This window comes from Pseudomonas monsensis (assembly GCF_014268495.2).
In the GTDB taxonomy this organism is placed as follows: domain Bacteria; phylum Pseudomonadota; class Gammaproteobacteria; order Pseudomonadales; family Pseudomonadaceae; genus Aquipseudomonas; species Aquipseudomonas monsensis.
On record NZ_CP077087.1, the window covers coordinates 562,194 to 581,085 of the forward strand.

The following is an 18,892-nucleotide window of genomic DNA, read 5'->3' on the forward strand; positions in this document are numbered from 1 at the left end:
CAACTTGTCGCGTCTAATCGCTACTGTCGATCTATTGATAGATGTGGTCGATCAAGTGCTTGCCGGTGATTTCTGATACAGCGCGAAACAGGCCTCGGCCAGCGCTGAACGCGGGGCGCCACGGCGCATGATCAGGCCCATTGGGGCGAGGGTCTGGGCGTTTTCGATCGGTTGCAGGCGCAGGTGATCGGTGAGTTTTTCCAGGCCACCGTCCAGCGGCATGATCGCGCAGCAAAAGCCGCCGTGCACAGCCTGTAACAATTGATGGACGGCATCGGTTTGTAACAGTGGCTGCGGGGTCAGGCCACGGCTGTGGAAATTGTGGTCGATGGACTGACGAAAATGCATCCCGCTGGTCAGCATGCCCAGCGGCAGTTCGATCAGCGCTTCCCAGCTCAACGCGGCCTCGCCGAAGGAAAAACTGCGCTGGTCATACAGCAGCCCCATGCGGGTCTCGCTGAAAGCCAGTGATTCGAAACGTTCATGATCCAGGCGATCGAGGTAGGACACACCGAGGTCGATGCGGTTGTTCGCCAGGTGTTCGAGGATCTGCTCGGAACTCAGCGCCGACATTTCGAAACGCAGGTTCGGGTGCGCCACATGCAAACGTTGCATCAGTGGCAGCGGATCAAAACTCGACAGCGGCACGACACCCAGCCGCAACGTGCCGATGAGGTTGCCGCGACACGCCGCCGCTTCCGCCTGCAGTCCGTCGTAAGCGGCCATCACGGAACGCGCCCACGCCAGCACTCGCTCGCCCGGCGCGGTAAAACCCTCAAAGCGCTGACCGCGATTGACCAGCGGCAGGTCGAGCTCTTCTTCAAGGCTGCGTAGACGCATCGACAACGTCGGTTGCGTGATGTGGCAGCGGGCGGCGGCCTGGCCGAAGTGGCGGGTTTCGTCGAGGGCGATGAGGAATTTCAGCTGCTTGATGTCCATCTTCGCTCCGGTGAGTGCTGGCAGGGGTGGCGATTCTAGCGCTTGCGCGGGGCCAGGGTCATTGGTCGGCCTGGAACCGGGTATGGCTGATGTGGTCTAGGCTTGAACGTCTGGATCCCCAATCAAGGAGTGTGCGCTATGAGTCTGTTGAGCTTTGTGAAAGAAGCCGGCGAGAAGCTGATTGATCTGCTGACCCCGGGTAATGCCAATGCCAGCGAGCAGTTGAAGGAACACATCAGCAAGGTCGGGCTGGGCAATCCGAATGTGCAGGCCACCGTCGACGGTGACAAGGTCACGGTCACCGGTGAAGTGGCGAGCCAGGAGGAAAAGGAAAAGATTTTGCTGGCCGTGGGTAACATTGCCGGTATCGGCAGTGTGGAGGACCAGATCACCGTGACCGGGCCGGTGGTCGTGGCCGCCGAGTTTGTCGAAGTGAAGGCCGGGGACACGCTCAGTGCGATCTCGTTGCGGGTTTACGGCAACGCCAACCAATACCAGAAAATCTTCGAAGCCAACAAACCGATGCTCAAGGATGTGAACAAGATTTATCCAGGACAGAAGCTTCGTATTCCGAAGTAAAGCCAAACCTTTGTGGCGAGGACGCTTGCTCCCGCTGGGCCGCGCAACGGCCCCCAAACCGGCAAGTGCGAGATGCGTGAGTCTGCGCGTCTGTCGAGAACGGGAGGGCTTCGGCCTCCAGTGGGAGCAAGCTTCCTCGGCACAATGGATTTACAAGCCTGAGATCAGGTCGCGGTAATCCTCGACCGCCGCAAACTCGGCTGTGTCCTTCGGCCCTTTGCGGCTGTCCGGCTCCTTGACCGCCAGCAGATGCGCCACGCCAAAACGCCGCGCACTGCGCAGAATCGGCAACGTATCGTCGATAAACAGGCTGCGTGCCGGATCAAAGTCGATATCTGCCTGCAAGGCATCCCAGAACTGCGGATTTTCCTTGGGGAAACCGTAGTCGTGGGAGCTGATCAGCCGTTCGAAATACGGCGCCAGCTCGATCCGTTCCAGTTTCAGCGACAGCGAATCACGGTGGGCGTTGGTGATCATGATCACCCGCTTGCCAGCGTTTTTGATCGCTTGCAGAAAGGTGTCGGCATCCGGGCGCAACGCGATCAAATGCGCCGTTTCCAACTTCAGTTCACGCACCGATAGTTTCAGCTCGGCACTCCAGAAATCCAGGCAATACCATTGCAACTGGCCGGCGTGGCGTTCGAACAGCGGCTGCAATTCCATCTCGGCCATCGTCCGGCTCACCCCGTGCAGGTCGGCGTAACGCTGGGGCAGGTGTTCCAGCCAGAAATGATTGTCGAAGTGCAGATCCAGCAACGTACCGTCCATGTCCAGCAGAACGGTATCAATGTCAGACCACGGTAAAGAAGGCATGGCAACGTCTCGAGCGGTAGAAAGATATCCGACATAAACAATCGGGAAAGCCGCGTTATAGTAGCGCGTTCACGCCAAGGAGCTTTGCATGCGCCAGAAACCCACCGTACTTGCCCGCGAGATCGTCGCCACCAGTCGCCTGTTTTGTGTCGAAGAACTGAAGCTGCGTTTCTCCAATGGTGTGGAGCGTACCTACGAGCGTTTGGTCGGCAAAGGTGCGGGCTACGGCGCGGTGATGATTGTGGCGATGCTCGATGCCGAACACGCGGTGCTGGTCGAAGAATATTGCGGCGGCACTGACGAATACGAATTGTCGCTGCCCAAAGGCTTGATCGAACCGGGTGAGGATGTGCTGGCGGCGGCCGAGCGTGAGCTCAAGGAAGAGGCCGGTTTCGGCGCACGCCAACTGGAGCACCTGACCGAGCTGTCATTGTCGCCCGGTTACATGAGCCAGAAAATCCAGGTGGTGCTTGCCACCGATCTGTACGAAGAGCGTCTGGAGGGTGATGAGCCCGAGCCGATGCGGGTCGACAAGATCAACCTGCGTGAACTGTCGGCGCTGGCGCAAAACCCGCAATTCTCCGAAGGCCGCGCACTGGCCGCGCTTTATCTGACTCGTGATCTGCTGACGCAGCGCGGGTACTTTACGTCATGAGTGAGGTGTCGATGAATTTTCCCCATCCATTGATGGCGCCGGTGGTCGAACTCGCCTTGCAGGCCGGCGAGGCGATTTTGCCGTTCTGGCGCGCCGGCGTTGAAGTCAGTGCCAAGTCCGATGATTCGCCGGTGACCGCTGCGGATCTGGCGGCGCATCATCTGATCCTCGCCGGGCTGACGGCGCTCGATCCGGATATTCCGGTGTTGTCCGAAGAGGACGCCGATATTCCGCAAGCCGTGCGCGCCGGATGGCAGCGCTGGTGGCTGGTCGATCCGCTGGATGGGACCAAGGAGTTCATCAGCGGCAGCGAAGAATTCACCGTCAACATCGCGCTGATCGAAAACGGTCGCGTGGTGTTTGGCGTGGTTTCGATGCCGACCAATGGTCGCTTCTACGTCGGCGGCGCCGGGCTGGGTGCCTGGCGTTGCGACAAGGACGGGACGCCGGTGTCGATTCAGGTGCGCGATGTACCAGGGCCGGGCGAGGCCTTTACGGTGGTCGCCAGTCGTCGGCATTCGAGCCCTGAGCAAGAGCGGTTGCTGGCCGGGTTGAGTGCGAGCCTGGGCGAGCTACAACTGGCGAATATCGGCAGTTCGTTGAAGTTTTGCCTGCTGGCCGAAGGCGCGGCGGATTGCTACCCGCGCCTGGCGCCGACGTCGCAATGGGACACCGCGGCGGCACAGGGCGTGCTTGAGGGTGCCGGCGGCGAGGTGCTGGATCTGCAGGGCGAAGCGTTCTGTTATCCCGCGCGGGAATCGCTGCTCAATGAATTCTTTCTGGCGCTGCCGGCGAAAGCGACGTGGCGTTCCAGATTGCTGGAGCTGGCTCGGGGGTAAGTGGGCGGACTCTCGATTCCCCTCACCCCAGCCCTCTCCCGGAGGGAGAGGGGGCCGATTGGGGGATGCTGGAGAGATTCACCGGCTTGAGCCAGCTTTACTGAATCCATAATCGCTGCCGATCTTTCAGGTCGATGTCTGACGCAAGACCTCTCGGTCAGTCCCCTCTCCCTCCGGGAGAGGGCCAGGGTGAGGGGATTTTGATCTTTAGCGGTGCAAAACGTACTGCCCGGTAAATGTCACAGCATCCTCATCACTTCCCGCGTTGACGATCCGCGTATTGAGCGTCAACCGTGCGCGCCCATAGCGCTGATAGATCGTCAGAAACTTCTTCCAGACCAATGCTTCCGGTGCCGGGCAAATCGCCGTGGCATCACCGGTGACCGGCAGTGGATAACTGATCTGGCCTTCCTGAATGACGATGTGCCCGTCTTCGATGCCTTCCTCCTTCAGGCGCAAATGCAGCCAGCCCCAGCCCGCCAGCACCGCGCCGCAGTAGAGGCTGCCGCCGAACATGGTGCTCTTGTGATTGACGTTCGGCTCCAGCGGCAAGTGCAGACTCAACTGTTGCTCGCGCCAGTCGAGTACCTTGAGGCCCATCTCGCGGGTCAGCGGAATGTCGTGATGCAGCACCGATTCCAGATAGCGGCTGTCGCGGTTCATTCGGCTTCGTCTCCGTGGGCATTACTGTCGGCGAAATTCAACCCGTGCTTGCGCAGTTTGTCGTGCAGGGTCTTGCGCGGAATGCCCAGGGCTTCGGCGAGGCTGCGCACCGAACTGTGAGCGCGCGCCAGCTCAGCGGCGATCAACGATTTCTCGAAGTTTTCCACTTGCTCGCTCAGGCCGCCGCTGATGACCTCCACGGCGCTGCCACCGCCATCGGTGCCACCGTTGTCCAGCGCCAGCTCCAGGCCGAGGGCGAAACGTTCGGCAGCGTTCTGCAATTCACGGACGTTGCCCGGCCAGGTGTGCCGCAGCAGCAAGGCACGTTGTGCCGGCTGCAGTTCGTGGGGGGGCAGACCGTGGCGGGCGCTGGCTTCATCGGCGTAATGCTGGAACAGCACCAGCGCGTCTTCACCGCGTTCGCGCAACGGCGGAATGCGCAGCGGGGCGACATTGAGGCGGTAATACAAGTCGGCACGGAATCGCCCCTGATCAGCGGCCTGGCGCAGGTCTTCCTTGGTCGCGGCGATGACGCGGATGTCCAGCGGGATCAACTGATTGCCGCCCAGGCGTTCGACCACGCGCTCTTGCAGCATGCGCAGTAACTTCACCTGCACATCCATGCTCATGCTTTCGATTTCATCGAGGAACAGCGTGCCGCCATTGGCGAATTCGAATTTGCCGATCCGGCGTTTCTGCGCGCCAGTGAACGCACCGGGTTCGTGGCCGAACAGTTCGCTCTCGACCACCGACTCGGCCAGTGCCCCGGCATTGATCGCCACGAACGGGCCGTTGCGCCGGCTCGACAGGTCGTGCAACGCACGGGCGACGACTTCTTTGCCGGCGCCGGTTTCGCCGAGAATCAGCACGTCGGCCTTGGTTGCGGCCAGTGCGCCGATCTGTTCGCGCAGGCGCAACATGGGGGCCGAGTGGCCGACCAGTCGGGCGCTCAGTTCATTGCGGTCGCTGAGGGCCAGGCGCAGGCTGCGGTTGTCCAGCACCAGGCGGCGCAGGGCCAGGGCGCGGCGCACGCTGTCGAGCAGCGCATCGCTGGCGAACGGTTTTTCCAGGAAATCATAGGCACCGGCGCGCATCGCCTGCACCGCCAACGGCACGTCGCCGTGGCCGGTGATCAACAGCACGGGTAACTCAGGGTCCTGAGCGTGCAGCTCGCTCAGCAATTCCAGGCCGTCCATGCCGGGCATGCGAATGTCGCTGACCACCACGCCAGGCCAGTCGCGTTCAAGCTGCCCGGCCAGGCCTTTGGCTTCGGCCAGTGGCAGGATTTTCAGGCCGGCCAGATCCAGAGTCTGGCCAAGGGCCTGACGCAAGTGCGGATCGTCGTCGATCAACACCACCTGAATGCGATTGTCGATGGTCATGCACTTCGATCCTCGGACGGTTGCAGGCTGACCCCGGGTGCGCCGGCGCGCAGTCGCAGGGTAATCAAGGCGCCACCTTGCTTGTGGTTGGCGAACGACAGTTCACCACCGAAGGCGCGCATCAGGGTTTCACAGATCGCCAGCCCCAGCCCAAGGCCCTGGGTGCGGGTCTTGGTGGTGTAGAAGGGCTCGCTGGCGCGACCGAGGGCTTCCATGCAGAACCCCGGGCCGTTGTCGCGAATGTACAGATTGACGCCGTCGGCGGTGGATTCGGCACTCAGCCACAGTTTGCGCGGCGGGCCTTTTTCGGTCAGCGCATCGAGGGCGTTGGCCAGCAGGTTGCCGAGCACCTGGCGCAGGCGGGTTTCCCCGGCTTCGACCCACAGGGTGGCGGCGGGCAGGTCGCGGATCAGTTCGACTTCCATGCTTCGGCGGCGTTTGGCGAGTAGCGCCAGCGCATCGTCCAGTGCCGGTTGCAGCGCCACGCTTTCCGGGGCATGCCGGTCGCGGCGGGCGAAGGCGCGCAGGTGGGCGATGATCGAGGCCATGCGTCCGGTCAGTTCGCTGATCAGTTTGAGATTGCCGCGAGCATCGTCGGTGCGCTGATGATCGAGCAGCACTTCGGCGTTCTCGGCGTAGCTGCGGATCGCCGCCAGCGGTTGATTGAGTTCGTGGCTGATACTCGCCGACATCGTGCCCAACGCCGACAGTTTGCCGGCCTGGACCAGATCGTCCTGCGCACGCACCAATTCCTGTTGCGCCTGTTCGCGCTCGAGCACTTCCTGCTTCAGGCGGCGGTTGAGGCCTTCCAGATCGCTGGTGCGCTCGGCGACCCGGCCTTCCAGTTCGCGGCGGGCCTTGGCTTCGAAGGCGATGCGTTCCAGATAATGCCGGCGGCGTTGCATCATCAAACCGAGCAACAGCATCACCACCAACAGCGTCGCCCCCCCGATGGCGACCACCGTGCGCACCGGGCGGTCGATCAGCGTGCGCGGGGCGAGAATGCTCACGCTCCAGCCGGTTTCGGCGATGTCATGGGTTTGCGTCAGCCACGCGTCAGGGCTGAGATTCAGCGGACGCGGCTCGCGGGTCGGGTACGGCTGAATGGCCGTGATGGCCGAGCGCTCGGTATCGCTCAGGACGCGCGTGGAGCGAAAGCGCCATTCAGGACGCGAGGTCAGGATGACTACCCCGTTATGGTCGGTTACCAGCAGTTGTTCCGGGGTTTTGCCCCAGAGGCTTTCGGTGTGGTCGAGGTCGACCTTGATCACCAGTACGCCGATGATCTTTTCGCCGTTGCGCACGGCGGCGGCGAAGAAGTAACCACGTTTGGCCGAGGTCGTGCCGAGGCCGAAGAAACGCCCCAGACGCCCGGCCATGGCTTCGCTGAAATACGGACGAAACGAGAAATTGCGCCCGACGAAACTGTCGTGCTTGTCCCAGTTCGACGCCGCCAGTGTCTGGCCGCTGGTGTCCATCAGGTACATGACTTCGGCGCCAGTCTGGGCGGCGATGTTTTTCAGCAGGCGATTGGCATTGCCCTGGGTGACGCCGTCGTCCGGCGCTCCGAGTACGGCGCGCAGGGCCGGCAGGTCGCCGAGAATCTGCGGCAGCACTTCATAGCGGTGCAGGGTGCCCAGCAGGTTGGCGACGTAGAGGTCGAGGGTCTGGCGGTTTTGTCCGGCGAGTTCGCTGCGGTAATAACGCTCGGCCAGATGCTCCAGCGGCCACAGCAGCGGCGCCAGGCACAGGGCCAGCAGGGCGAGGCTGCGCCAGCGGGGTCTGCGGGGGAGAGATGGTTTCATGTGCCGGATGCGCCTGTAATGACAGGCGCATTATGCCCACGCTCAGGAAAAGACGTCAGCGTCCTTGAAGAACACCGCTGCCTGATCCTTGGCCGACAGTTTCGGCGCTTCGTCGAGTTGCCAGTCGATGGCCAGGTCCGGGTCGTCCCAGCGAATGCTTCGTTCGGCTGCAGGCGTGTAGAAGTCGGTGGTCTTGTAGAGGAATTCGGCGAACTCGCTCAGGACCACGAAGCCATGCGCAAAACCTTCCGGGACCCACATCTGACGGTGGTTGGCGGCAGACAGACGAACCGCCACCCACTGACCGAAGTGCGGTGAGCTGCGACGGATGTCCACGGCAACATCCAGTACCTCACCGGCCGTGACCCGCACCAGTTTGCCCTGAGTGTTTTCCAGTTGGTAATGCAGGCCCCGCAGGACGCCTTTCTCCGAGCGCGAATGGTTGTCCTGAACGAAGTGCGGGGTCAGCCCGGTCAGTTCCTGGAAAGCCCTGGCATTGAAGCTCTCGTAAAAAAAGCCGCGCTCGTCACCAAATACCTTGGGTTCGATGATCAGAACACCGGGCAGTTCGGTGGTGATTACATTCATGAAGTTTTCCAGTGAAAGGGGTGAATGGGCGCCATTCTTGCGCAAAGTGCCGGAGGGCGCGAGTGTTCCCGCGCAAGTACTTGTGTCTTGCCGCAAGGGCGGGGGTTGCGCATCTGCCGAAGCAATGGCGATATAGGCGTCTAATAAAATTTCAGGGGTCGTTTCATGCCGCTCGCCACGTTGATCCATCGCGCCAGTCTGCCTAGCCCGCAGGTTTCTCAGGAGCAGGCCCGACAATGGCTGGCAGACCATTACGGGCTCAGCGGTACGCTGCACCCCCTCGGTAGCCAGCAGGATCTTAATTTTCGTGTGGACAGCGCGCGCGGGCGCTTCGTCCTGAAAATCTGCCGGGGCGATTACGCCCTCGTGGAGTTGCAGGCGCAACATGCCGGCCTCAACTACCTCGCGGCGCATTCTGCGGTGAATGTGCCACGGGTGATTGCAGCCAATGACGGTCAGGATCTGCTGACGCTGGAAGCCGGTGGCGAAGCGGTCCATGTGCGCCTGCTGGACTACATCGAAGGCCAGCCGCTGACCCATCTCGATCATTTGGGGCAGGACGTGGTGGCCGGGTTTGGCCGGCTCTGCGGCGAGATGGATCTGGCGCTGGCCGGGTTCGACCATCCGGGGCTGGCGCGTACGCTGCAATGGGACGCCCGCCACGCCAGTGCGTTGATCAGTCATTTGTTGCCGGTGATCAAGGACGAATCGCAGCGTGCCCTGATCGCCGACGCCGCCGAACAGGCCGAGCGCCGACTGCAGCCGTTGCAGGACAAGCTGCCGGTGCAGGCGATCCACATGGACATCACCGACGACAACGCCGTCTGGCAGCGCGATGCGCAGCGGCACTGGCAATTGCAGGGGGTGATCGACTTCGGCGATCTGGTGCGCACCTGGCGCATCACCGATCTGTCGGTGACCTGCGCCGCGCTATTGCATCACGCCGGTGGCGATCCTTTTGTCATCTTGCCGGCGGTTCAGGCCTATCACGCGGTCAATCCGCTGCAACACGAAGAACTTCAGGCGTTGTGGCCCTTGATCGTGGCCCGCGCGGCGGTGCTGGTGCTCAGTGGCGAACAGCAGGTCAGCATCGACCCCGGCAACCATTACAGCCGCGACAACCTTGTCCATGAGTGGGAAATCTTCCACGTCGCCACTTCGGTACCGCTGGCGCTGATGGAGGCGGCAATCCTCAGCGCCGTCGGCCAGGCCTTGCCGGTCATCGACAGTGAAGGTTTTGCGCCGTTGTTGCCGGGCCTGGTCGGGCGGGAATTCGCGCTGATCGATCTGGGGGTGCTGAGCCCGCATTTCGAAGCGGGTAACTGGGAACAGGACGGTATTGACCAGCGGTTGCTGACGGAAGCGGCGACGGCACATGGCCTGGCGGCAAGCCGTTACGGGCAATACCGTTTGTCGCGCACCCGCCCTGACAGTGCCGACGAACCGGACACTTTCCCGTTGCATGTCGAGTTGCGTGTACCGAACGGCACTGCGGTGGAATCGCCGTTTGCCGGTGTGCTGCATCAAACGGCCGGGGGAGCACTGCAGCTGGACGGCCCGCAGCTCAGCGTGCGCTTGTGGGGTGTCACGCCCTCGCTGCAAAGCGGCGCAGCGCTGGTCAAGGGGCAGGTGCTGGGCGCGGTCAGTGGCCCGTTGCTCGTGCAGTTGTGTCGCGGTGCGCAGCTGGCGGCCCCGCTGTTCTGCACGCCGGCCCGGGCGGCGGCGTGGCAGGCATTGTGTCCGTCGCCGGCCGCGTTGCTCGGGCTGGCCTGTGATGCCGAGCCGGAGCTGGATGCGAAAACCCTGCTGGCGCGGCGTGACGCCAGTTTCGCCCGCACGCAAAAACACTATTACGTCGACCCGCCGCGCATCGAGCGCGGCTGGCGCAATCACCTGATCGACATGCAGGGCCGCTCCTACCTCGACATGCTCAATAATGTCGCGGTGCTGGGGCATGGCCATCCGCGCATGGCGGCGGTGGCGAGCCGGCAATGGTCGCTGCTCAATACTAACTCCCGGTTCAACTACGCGGCGGTCGCCGAGTTTTCCGAGCGCTTGCTGAAACTGGCACCGGAGGGCATGGATCGGGTGTTTCTGGTCAACAGCGGCAGCGAGGCCAATGATCTCGCGATTCGTCTGGCGTGGGCCTACAGCGGTGGGCGCGACATACTCAGCGTGCTGGAGGGTTACCACGGCTGGACGGTCGGTGCCGATGCCGTGTCGACCTCGATTGCCGACAACCCGAAGGCCCTGGAAAGTCGTCCGGACTGGGTTCATCCGGTGACCGCGCCGAACGTCTATCGCGGTGAATTCCGCGGCCTCGATTCAGCCCCTGACTACGTGCGCAGCGTCGAACATCAGCTTGAGAAAATTGCCGGGCAACAACGCCAATTGGCCGGGTTCATCTGCGAGCCGGTGTACGGCAATGCCGGCGGTATCTCGCTGCCACCGGGTTATCTGAAACAGGTCTATGCACTGGTGCGAGCCCGTGGTGGTGTGTGCATCGCCGATGAGGTGCAGGTCGGTTACGGGCGCATGGGCCATTTCTTCTGGGGCTTCGAAGAACAGGGCGTCGTGCCGGACATCATCTGCATGGCCAAGGGCATGGGTAACGGCCAGCCACTGGGCGCGGTGATCACGCGTCGGGACATCGCTGAAGCGCTGGAAGCGGAAGGTTATTTCTTCTCCTCGGCCGGTGGCAGCCCGGTGAGTTGCCAGATCGGCATGGCAGTGCTCGATGTAATGGAAGAAGAAAAACTCTGGGAAAACGCCCGGACGGTCGGTGGCCATTTCAAGGCACGGCTCGAAGCGTTGATCGATAAACATCCGCTGGTGGGCGCGGTGCATGGTTCCGGGTTTTATCTGGGGCTGGAGTTGGTCCGTCACCGCGAGACGCTGGAACCGGCAACCGAGGAAACCGCGCGGCTGTGTGATCGCCTGCGTGAACTGGGGATTTTCATGCAACCGACCGGCGACTACCTCAACGTCCTCAAGATCAAACCGCCGATGGTGACTTCACGTCAGAGCGTGGATTTCTTCGTCGACATGCTTGATCGGGTCCTCGCTGAAGGCTTGTAAACGCTGCAGATCCTCCCTGTGGGAGCGGGATTGCTCGCGAACGCGGTGTGTCAGTCGGCCTGTTTGGTGACTGATCAAGTGCTTTCACGGGCAAGCCCGCTCCCACATTTATTTCAGGCTTCAATTCGATTTATATCGACTTTAATTGCGTAAATGTCGATGAGCGGCGTTCTATTAGCTTCTAAAGTCGATATTTATCGGTTATAAAGTCGCCATTGCTCCGGCATGGCGATCTCATTCCGGTGCGCGCGTTTTTTCTTTCGGTCGAATTCTCGACCGTCAAAGCACTTGCCCGGAGAGGATTCATGAGCCGTATCGTTACCGTCGCCGCCACGCAGATGGCCTGTTCGTGGGATCTGGAAGCCAACCTCGAAACCGCCGAAAAACTGGTGCGCGAAGCCGCCGCCAAAGGCGCGCAGATCATCCTGATCCAGGAGCTGTTCGAGGCGCCGTACTTCTGCCAGAAGCCGAATCCGGACTATCTGCAACTGGCCACGACCGTAGAAGAGAACGTTGCGATCAAGCATTTCCAGAAGGTCGCCAAAGAGCTGCAAGTGGTATTGCCGATCAGCTTCTACGAGCGTGCCGGCCGTGCGCGTTTCAACAGCATCGCGATCCTCGATGCCGACGGCAGCAACCTCGGGATTTATCGCAAAAGCCACATTCCGGACGGCCCGGGTTACCACGAGAAGTATTACTTCAACCCGGGTGACACCGGTTTCAAGGTGTGGAACACCCGCTACGCGAAGATCGGCGTGGGCATCTGCTGGGATCAGTGGTTTCCCGAGGCTGCGCGCAGCATGGCGCTGCAAGGTGCGGAAATCCTCTTCTATCCAACGGCTATCGGCAGTGAACCGCACGACAAAACCATTTCGTCCCGTGATCACTGGCAGCGTGTGCAGCAGGGGCATGCCGGTGCCAACCTGATGCCGTTGATCGCCAGTAACCGCATCGGCAACGAAGAACAGGACGGCTACGACATCACGTTCTATGGCTCTTCGTTCATCGCCAACCAGTTCGGCGAAAAAGTGCAGGAGCTGAATAAAACCGAAGAAGGTATTCTTGTGCACACTTTCAACCTCGACGAGCTCGAACATATTCGCAGCGCGTGGGGTTCGTTCCGTGACCGCCGGCCGAATCTGTACGGCGCGTTGAAAACCCTCGACGGTTCCCTGGAGTCCTGATCCCGATGACCACCTTGAAAAGTACCCCGCGCGCCGATGGCTTCTACATGCCGGCCGAGTGGGCGCCGCAAACGCAAACCTGGATGATCTGGCCCGAGCGCCCGGACAACTGGCGTCTGGGCGGCAAGCCGGCGCAAGCCGCACACGCAGCCGTGGCCAAAGCCATTGCCCGTTTCGAACCGGTGACCGTTGCCGTGTCCGCCGGCCAGTATGAAAACGCCCGCGCACGCCTCGACGTGCCCAACATCCGCGTGGTCGAGATGTCCAGCGATGACGCCTGGGTGCGCGACAGCGGCCCGACCTTCGTCATCAACAACAGCGGTGAAGTGCGCGGTGTGAACTGGGACTTCAATGCCTGGGGCGGTTTCGACGGTGGCCTGTACTCGCCGTGGAACCGTGATTCGCAGGTCGGTGGCAAGATCCTCGAGATCGAACGCAGCCCGCGTTACCGCACTGAAGGTTTTGTGCTCGAAGGCGGTTCGATTCACGTCGACGGCGAAGGTACGCTGATCACCACCGAAGAATGCCTGCTCAACCGCAATCGCAATCCGCATCTGGGCCGCGAAGAAATCGAAGCGGTGCTGAGCGCCAACCTGGCTGTGGATAAGATCATCTGGCTGCCGGACGGTCTGTTCAACGATGAAACCGACGGCCATGTGGATAACTTCTGCTGCTATGTGCGTCCGGGCGAAGTATTGCTGGCGTGGACCGACGATCCGCAGGATCCGAACTACCCGCGCTGCCAGGCGGCGATGAACGTGCTGCAAAACAGCACCGATGCCAAGGGGCGCTCGTTCACGGTGCACAAAATGCCGATTCCGGGCCCGCTGTATGCGACCGAAGAAGAATGCGCCGGGGTCGATCCGGTGGACGGTACGCAGGAGCGTAACCCGTCCGTGCGTCTGGCCGGTTCCTACGTGAACTTCCTGATCGTCAACGGCGGCATCATCGCGCCGAGTTTCGACGACCCGATGGACGCCCCGGCCCGGGAAATCCTGCAGAACCTGTTTCCGCAGCACGAAGTGGTGATGGTGCCGGGCCGCGAACTGTTACTGGGGGGCGGCAATATCCACTGCCTTACCCAACAGCAACCCGCGCCGCACAAAGAGTGAGTTGAGTCGTAACAGCTTGAGTTGATTAGCAAATCAGCCGGAAAACGATTAGCTCGCTATGCACGTGCACAAGCCCGCAGCCCGATTGGACTGCGGGCTTTTTTGTATCCGCTTGTCGACAAATCAGAAACCTTGGCATAGCTCTTGTATCCGACAAAGGACACTAGGGAGGGGGGAGAACTTCAACAGTTCTGTCATAAACCTTGGATAACGTAGCCGCTCACGAACGGGGAGAGAGCGCTGAAATGAACGCCGAAGTGAACGTAGTCAGCGAGCGGACTTTGCATCCCATGGCCGTAAACAGCGAATCGCTCCAGATTGTCGCGCACTGGTTGAAATCCAATGGAACGCGTCAGATCAGGGAACCTGATCCGCGCCGGATGATGATCGAGCGTTACCCTGCTGGTCTGTTCAGCGAGGCCGAGCTGGATGCGTTGTGGGCTGTACTGGAAGGATAAGAAAAACAACAGGGATTGGTAAAAGCGCTGCCGGGATGGCAGCGCTTTTTTATGCACGATACAAAAATATTGTCGGAGTGAGCCTGCAGGTGTTGCGTTGAATCAGAAGGAATACGTGCCGGTCATCACGACGCTGCGCGGTGCACCAGGCTGGATCTGATACTGGCTGGTCGCCGAATCGTAATACTCGCGATCGGTGATGTTGTTCAACGCCGCACGTACATCCCAATCCTTGAAGCGATAACCGGCCAAGGCATCCCAGCGGCCGTAACCCGGCAGCACCGTGGTGTTGGCATTGTCGGCGTAGCGCTGGCCGACCAGGGTCAGACCGGTTTCACCGTACCAGCCCATTTCCGGCTTCCAGGTCAGGAACAGGCTGGCGTTGTGTTTGGCAACGTTGTTGATGCGCTTGCCCTCAAGGCCGTTGTTGTCCTTCTCGATCTTCGCGTCCTGCATACCGACGCCGCCGCGCATGTACCAGTGGCCGACGATGTTGCCGGTGGCGGTCAACTCGATACCCCGTGAACGCTGAACGCCGGTCATGATGGTCAGGGTCGGATCGTTCGGATCCGTCGTACGGCGGTTGTAGAGCTCCAGGTCATAGATCGCCAGCGTGGTACTGAGGCGATCATCGAGCCAGTCACTCTTCACGCCGATCTCTTTCTGTCTGGTCAACTCCGGGCTCAGGTCATTGCTGTTGCCGGCCGCGCCCGGGGTGATGCCGATCAGACCACCGCCCACCGGCGAGAAGGTCTTGGACCAGGACGCGTAGAAGGAGTGATTCTGCAACGGCGTCCAGACCAGGCCCACGCGCGGGCTGGTGCTGTGGCTGTCACGGTCTTCGGAAATGTTGCGCAGCTTATTGGTCGACTCGATATCGAAAGTGTCGTAGCGCAAGCCGGCGAGCAGTTGCCATTGATCGTTGAGACGCAGTTGATCCTGCACGTACACCGCGCGGCTTTCGACCTCGGTGTGGCTGTCGCTGGACACCTGCATGCGCCCGGTGTGGCGCAGATTGCGGTCGGGGTTGTTCAGGTCGAGTGCCGGCACTGCGGAACTGCCGGGGCCGGACGTAGCGGCGTTATACAGCGTCGGATCGCGACGCTGGCTGCCGATCTCGATCCCGGTCAGCAGGCGATGCTCGAGCCCGAACGTATCGAATCCACCTTCCAGTTCGACGTTGTTATAGACATTGCGGGTGGTCAGGTCCTGCTGCCAGTGCTGGCGCGTGACCTTGTTGGTTTTCTTGTCGAAACCGGTGAGGTAGGTGTTGTCGAAATCGCTGTCGAGCTTGAACACGCCGAGGGTCTGGCGCAGTTGCCAGTCGTCGTTGATTGCGTAGGTGAGTTTTGAGCGCAGCGATTGGGACTTGTCGTCGATGAAGTCGTGGCCGTTGCCGTAAGTCGTGTCGCGACCGACATCGGCCGGGCGGCCGTTGATGCCGGGGATACCGCGATCCGGGGTGCGGTTGTAGCGGCTGTATTCGTACTGCACCAGCCAGTTCAGGTCGGGCGTCAGTTGCCAGCTCATCGACGGCGCGAACAGTTGGCGGTTGCCACTGACGTCATCGCGGAAACTGTTTTCATCCATGTTGCCCATGTTCAGGCGCAGGCTGAGGTTTTCGCTGGGGTCGGCGCTGAGATCGGCGTACAGGCTGCGCAGGTCTTCACTGCCGAGCTGGGCCTCGAGGGTCGAGCGGCGGCCGAATTCCGGCATCTTGCTGACGCGGTTGACGATCCCGCCCTGACTGCCGCGGCCATACAGCACCGCGGCCGGGCCCTTGAGCACTTCGACGCGCTCGATGTTATGCAAATCGCGTTTGTACTGGCTGTCGTCGCGGATGCCGTCCAGGTAGAAGTCGTTGCTGGCGTCGAAACCGCGAATGCGCAGGCTGTCGAAGCGCGTATCGGCGCTGCTGCTGACGTTGGGCATACCGCTCAAGGCGTCGCCGATGTCATTGGTGCCGTAGTTGGCGACGTTCGACGTCTTGATCGAATCAATGGCCTGCGGCACGTAGCGCAGCGGGGTCGAGGTGCGAGTCGCGGTGCTGCTGATCTTCACGCGCGGGTCATCGGCCAGTGCTTCGGCGCTGATCGCGGTGGCGGGTAATTCGGTTGCCGCACAGGCGAAACCGCTGGACAGAAAGGCAGAAAGCCCAAGCGTGACGGGCGTAAAACGGAACGGGGCAGGCATTGAAAAGCGCATCCGGAAGGGTGGAAGAATTCGAGTGCGCGAATGGTAATGCTTTGCATTTGCTCTCGTTAATTATTCTTTATAAGTTCCCTTGTCTGATTGTTTCTATTTGTGTCTGCGTCGATACACGCGGAACGCTCGACCGATTCGACCGATTGGTGCAACAGACTGAAAGCCGTTCCGGCGTTTTTCCGCAACGTCCCGGGAATTAATCTGCCGGCATCGACTTTTTCTGATTTAGCGGAGCTTACCGATGATCCTTCACTACATTTACGACCCCTTATGCGGCTGGTGCTACGGCGCCAAGCCTCTGGTGCAAGCGGCGCAGCAGGTGCTGCCAGTGATGGCCCATGCGGGCGGCATGATGAGCGGCGCCAACCGCCAGAACGTTTCGCCGCAGTTGCGCAATTACGTGATGCCCCATGACCGGCGCATCGCCGAATACACCGGGCAGCCTTTCGGCGAGGCATATTTCGAAGGCTTGCTGCGCGATCACTCGGCCGTCTTCGATTCGACCCCGCCGATCGCTGCCGTGCTGGCGGCCGAGGCCATCGACGGACGCGGTCTGCAGATGCTTGGCCGCTTGCAGACTGCACACTATGTAGAGGGGCGGCGGATTGCCGATGCGTCGGTGCTTTCGGCGTTGGCGGTCGAGCTGGGTTACGACGCCGAAGACTTCCGCGCAGCATCAAAGTCCGTGGCCACCGAAGCCCATATAAAAGCCACGCGCCAGTTGCTCGCTCAGGTGGGCGGGCAGGGCTTTCCAACGTTTGCCCTGGAACAGGACGGCCAATTCACGTTGCTCGACATTAGTCCCTGGTTGGGCAAGCCGCAGGCGTTTGCCGAATGGTTGGGGCAGGCGGTCGCGGTCGATGGCACGGGCGAGTCCTCGTTGTCCTGCGGCCTCGACGGTTGCGCCTGATCGAGTATTGATTCACTGGCTGGCTGCGTTTCCGTGCAAGGACTCAGCGCAAAATTTACGTTTTTTAGACGTTTTCTGCCTATTTAAAGACGATTCTTGAAATTGACACATTGTTCAGGGCGCGGCTACGATTCGGCCCCAACGCCTGTGGCCAACCGCCATGACTCAAAATAAGGAGCAGGCCCGCCATGACTTGGTTGTGGGCGGGTCTTTTTGTTTCGGGGTGAATACAAGAGTGCAAAAGCGCCGTTTCAGCCGTTCGACACAGCGCGTTTCAACCCGTAATAAGGAAAACAAAATGTTGAACAAGCGGATCAGTCTGATCGCACTGGGGATGTTGAGTGCTACACAGGCCATGGCTAACGACCAGGCCGAGTCCAAGGGTTTTGTGGAAGACAGCAGCCTGAAAGTGCTGCTGCGCAATGCCTACATCAATCGTGATTACAAAGACGGTAACAAAGACAAGGCCGAATGGGGTCAAGCGGCCATCGGCACGTTCTCGTCCGGTTTCACCCAAGGCACCGTTGGTGTGGGTGTTGACGCGTTCGGTCTGTACGCACTGCGTCTGGACGGTGGCAAGGGCCGCAGCGGCGCCGGTGGCATCGACTTCTTCAAGCAAGACAACAGCGGCAACCCGGCTGACGATCTGGCCAAGGGCGGCGCTGCGGTGAAGTTCCGTTTCTCCAATACCGTGCTGACCTACGGTGACCAGATGCCGGCCCTGCCGGTGCTGAACTACGACAATTCGCGTCTGCTGCCGGAAAGCTACACCGGGACCCTGATCACTTCCAAAGAGATCAAAGGCCTGGAACTGAACGCCGGTCGTTTCACCGCTGAATCGCGCAAGAGCGATGAAGGCCGTGACAGCGGTGGCCTGAAGTCGATCAACGTGTTGGGCGGTAGCTACCAGTTCACCGAGCAGTTCAAGGCGGCGCTGTACGCGTCCGACGTCGAAGACGTGCTGAAGAAGCAATACGTGAACGCCAACTACGTGTTCCCGATCGACAAGGATCAGTCGCTGACCCTGGACTTCAACGGCTATCGCACCAAGCTGGACGATTCCTACGTCCGCGAAAGTGGCGCTACCGGGGACGACAACAAGATCTGGAGCCTGGCAGCCACTTTCGCCACCGGTCCGCACTCGTTCACCGTGGCCCACCAGCGCTCCACCGGCGACAGCAACCTGGGCTACGCCTACGGCGGCTACCAGAAAGATCAAAATCGTGTTGGTGACGGTGGCAACACCATCTACCTGGCCAACTCCTACTGGTCCGACTTCAACGCTGAAGACGAACGCAGCTGGCAACTGGGCTACGGCCTGGACTTCGGCGCATTCGGCGTACCGGGTCTGAGCTACAACTTCGCTTACGTGCGTGGCGACAACATCACCACTTCCACCAGCGAAGGCGGCACCGAGCGCGAAATCTTCAACCAGTTCAAGTACGTCGTGCAAAGCGGTCCGGCCAAAGACCTGAGTGTGAAGTTGCGCAGCTCGATCCTGCGTGTGTCGCAGAAGTCCAGCGAATACAACGTTGGCGGCAACGAGGTGCGTGTGTTCGTGGACTACCCGATCAACATCTTCTGATGTTCGCTACGGTGTAACACACATGAGAAAAACCCCGACTGGCTCGGGGTTTTTTTTGAGCGGTTTTTCGCTGAAAAGCAGGAAAAACCCGTGTTTT

16 protein-coding genes are annotated in these 18,892 nt (G+C 60.9%); 9 read left to right on the forward strand and 7 right to left on the reverse strand.

What is annotated here, in order from left to right; translation table 11 throughout:
* Window positions 1-51: 51 nt before the first annotated feature.
* Complete coding sequence (locus tag HV782_RS02420; protein ID WP_186748418.1) at window positions 52-939, reverse strand: LysR family transcriptional regulator; 888 nt, start codon at window positions 937-939, stop codon at window positions 52-54.
* Window positions 940-1,077: 138 nt separating this feature from the next.
* Between HV782_RS02420 and lysM the strand changes: the two genes are divergently transcribed.
* The gene (lysM, locus tag HV782_RS02425; RefSeq protein ID WP_186748416.1) at window positions 1,078-1,518 is read left to right on the forward strand and encodes a peptidoglycan-binding protein LysM; all 441 of its coding nucleotides are present in this window, start codon (window positions 1,078-1,080) and stop codon (window positions 1,516-1,518) included.
* 150 nt (window positions 1,519-1,668) lie between these two features.
* Here lysM and yrfG read toward each other — a convergent pair whose 3' ends face one another.
* Complete coding sequence (yrfG, locus tag HV782_RS02430) at window positions 1,669-2,331, reverse strand: GMP/IMP nucleotidase (RefSeq protein ID WP_186748414.1); 663 nt, start codon at window positions 2,329-2,331, stop codon at window positions 1,669-1,671.
* A gap of 88 nt (window positions 2,332-2,419) precedes the next feature.
* On the opposite strand from yrfG, the gene nudE reads away from it, so the two are divergent.
* Together nudE and cysQ are read left to right on the forward strand one after the other, a co-directional pair.
* Window positions 2,420-2,986: an ADP compounds hydrolase NudE gene (nudE, locus tag HV782_RS02435; protein WP_123470577.1), complete on the forward strand. Its 567-nt coding sequence runs from the start codon at window positions 2,420-2,422 to the stop codon at window positions 2,984-2,986.
* An 11-nt stretch (window positions 2,987-2,997) separates the two neighbouring features.
* On the forward strand, window positions 2,998-3,825 hold the full coding sequence (gene cysQ / locus HV782_RS02440; protein ID WP_186748413.1) for a 3'(2'),5'-bisphosphate nucleotidase CysQ: 828 nt from the start codon (window positions 2,998-3,000) through the stop codon (window positions 3,823-3,825).
* Between the two features lie 207 nt (window positions 3,826-4,032).
* On the opposite strand, the gene HV782_RS02445 is transcribed toward cysQ, so the two are convergent.
* Genes HV782_RS02445 through rfbC form a run of 4 tightly spaced genes read right to left on the reverse strand, consistent with a single transcriptional unit; the run spans window position 4,033 to window position 8,263 of the window.
* Entirely contained in the window at window positions 4,033-4,488 is a 456-nt protein-coding gene (locus HV782_RS02445; protein ID WP_186748411.1) for a thioesterase domain-containing protein, read from the reverse strand.
* On the reverse strand, window positions 4,485-5,870 hold the full coding sequence (locus tag HV782_RS02450) for a sigma-54-dependent transcriptional regulator (protein ID WP_123470582.1): 1,386 nt from the start codon (window positions 5,868-5,870) through the stop codon (window positions 4,485-4,487). The genes HV782_RS02445 and HV782_RS02450 overlap by 4 nt, the downstream gene beginning before the upstream one ends.
* Window positions 5,867-7,675 carry a sensor histidine kinase gene (locus tag HV782_RS02455; protein WP_128614180.1) on the reverse strand — a complete coding sequence of 603 codons (1,809 nt, stop codon included), beginning with the start codon at window positions 7,673-7,675 and terminating at the stop codon, window positions 5,867-5,869. Before HV782_RS02455 ends, HV782_RS02450 begins: the two co-directional genes overlap by 4 nt.
* Window positions 7,676-7,717: 42 nt before the next feature.
* On the reverse strand, window positions 7,718-8,263 hold the full coding sequence (gene rfbC, locus HV782_RS02460; protein WP_123470586.1) for a dTDP-4-dehydrorhamnose 3,5-epimerase: 546 nt from the start codon (window positions 8,261-8,263) through the stop codon (window positions 7,718-7,720).
* Between the two features lie 165 nt (window positions 8,264-8,428).
* On the opposite strand from rfbC, the gene HV782_RS02465 reads away from it, so the two are divergent.
* The 4 genes from HV782_RS02465 (at window position 8,429) to HV782_RS02480 (ending at window position 14,095) form a co-directional block, all read left to right on the forward strand.
* Window positions 8,429-11,341, forward strand: a complete 2,913-nt coding sequence (locus HV782_RS02465) for an aminotransferase (protein WP_186748410.1) — start codon at window positions 8,429-8,431, stop codon at window positions 11,339-11,341.
* Between the two features lie 305 nt (window positions 11,342-11,646).
* Window positions 11,647-12,525 (forward strand): N-carbamoylputrescine amidase, encoded by an 879-nt coding sequence (gene aguB, locus HV782_RS02470; RefSeq protein ID WP_128615437.1) that lies wholly within the window; start codon window positions 11,647-11,649, stop codon window positions 12,523-12,525.
* A gap of 5 nt (window positions 12,526-12,530) precedes the next feature.
* A complete protein-coding gene (gene aguA, locus HV782_RS02475) occupies window positions 12,531-13,637 on the forward strand; it encodes an agmatine deiminase (protein WP_123470591.1) in 1,107 nt (368 codons plus the stop codon).
* Window positions 13,638-13,882: 245 nt separating this feature from the next.
* Complete coding sequence (locus tag HV782_RS02480; RefSeq protein ID WP_123470593.1) at window positions 13,883-14,095, forward strand: hypothetical protein; 213 nt, start codon at window positions 13,883-13,885, stop codon at window positions 14,093-14,095.
* 102 nt (window positions 14,096-14,197) lie between these two features.
* Here the strand turns inward: HV782_RS02480 and HV782_RS02485 are convergent, their stop codons facing one another.
* A complete protein-coding gene (locus HV782_RS02485; RefSeq protein ID WP_186748408.1) occupies window positions 14,198-16,288 on the reverse strand; it encodes a TonB-dependent receptor in 2,091 nt (696 codons plus the stop codon).
* 253 nt (window positions 16,289-16,541) lie between these two features.
* On the opposite strand from HV782_RS02485, the gene HV782_RS02490 reads away from it, so the two are divergent.
* Together HV782_RS02490 and HV782_RS02495 are read left to right on the forward strand one after the other, a co-directional pair.
* Window positions 16,542-17,210: a DsbA family protein gene (locus tag HV782_RS02490; protein WP_128614099.1), complete on the forward strand. Its 669-nt coding sequence runs from the start codon at window positions 16,542-16,544 to the stop codon at window positions 17,208-17,210.
* Window positions 17,211-17,508: 298 nt separating this feature from the next.
* The gene (locus HV782_RS02495; RefSeq protein ID WP_123470598.1) at window positions 17,509-18,795 is read left to right on the forward strand and encodes an OprD family porin; all 1,287 of its coding nucleotides are present in this window, start codon (window positions 17,509-17,511) and stop codon (window positions 18,793-18,795) included.
* Window positions 18,796-18,892 lie beyond the last annotated feature (97 nt).

Bases quoted from the DNA above. Each gene is read 5' to 3' on its own strand.
- HV782_RS02420 (WP_186748418.1), bottom strand. From the start codon at position 939: ATGGACATCAAGCAGCTGAAATTCCTCATCGCCCTCGACGAAACCCGC.
- lysM (WP_186748416.1), top strand. From the start codon at position 1,078: ATGAGTCTGTTGAGCTTTGTGAAAGAAGCCGGCGAGAAGCTGATTGAT.
- yrfG (WP_186748414.1), bottom strand. From the start codon at position 2,331: ATGCCTTCTTTACCGTGGTCTGACATTGATACCGTTCTGCTGGACATG.
- nudE (WP_123470577.1), top strand. From the start codon at position 2,420: ATGCGCCAGAAACCCACCGTACTTGCCCGCGAGATCGTCGCCACCAGT.
- cysQ (WP_186748413.1), top strand. From the start codon at position 2,998: ATGAATTTTCCCCATCCATTGATGGCGCCGGTGGTCGAACTCGCCTTG.
- HV782_RS02445 (WP_186748411.1), bottom strand. From the start codon at position 4,488: ATGAACCGCGACAGCCGCTATCTGGAATCGGTGCTGCATCACGACATT.
- HV782_RS02450 (WP_123470582.1), bottom strand. From the start codon at position 5,870: ATGACCATCGACAATCGCATTCAGGTGGTGTTGATCGACGACGATCCG.
- HV782_RS02455 (WP_128614180.1), bottom strand. From the start codon at position 7,675: ATGAAACCATCTCTCCCCCGCAGACCCCGCTGGCGCAGCCTCGCCCTG.
- rfbC (WP_123470586.1), bottom strand. From the start codon at position 8,263: ATGAATGTAATCACCACCGAACTGCCCGGTGTTCTGATCATCGAACCC.
- HV782_RS02465 (WP_186748410.1), top strand. From the start codon at position 8,429: ATGCCGCTCGCCACGTTGATCCATCGCGCCAGTCTGCCTAGCCCGCAG.
- aguB (WP_128615437.1), top strand. From the start codon at position 11,647: ATGAGCCGTATCGTTACCGTCGCCGCCACGCAGATGGCCTGTTCGTGG.
- aguA (WP_123470591.1), top strand. From the start codon at position 12,531: ATGACCACCTTGAAAAGTACCCCGCGCGCCGATGGCTTCTACATGCCG.
- HV782_RS02480 (WP_123470593.1), top strand. From the start codon at position 13,883: ATGAACGCCGAAGTGAACGTAGTCAGCGAGCGGACTTTGCATCCCATG.
- HV782_RS02485 (WP_186748408.1), bottom strand. From the start codon at position 16,288: ATGCCTGCCCCGTTCCGTTTTACGCCCGTCACGCTTGGGCTTTCTGCC.
- HV782_RS02490 (WP_128614099.1), top strand. From the start codon at position 16,542: ATGATCCTTCACTACATTTACGACCCCTTATGCGGCTGGTGCTACGGC.
- HV782_RS02495 (WP_123470598.1), top strand. From the start codon at position 17,509: ATGTTGAACAAGCGGATCAGTCTGATCGCACTGGGGATGTTGAGTGCT.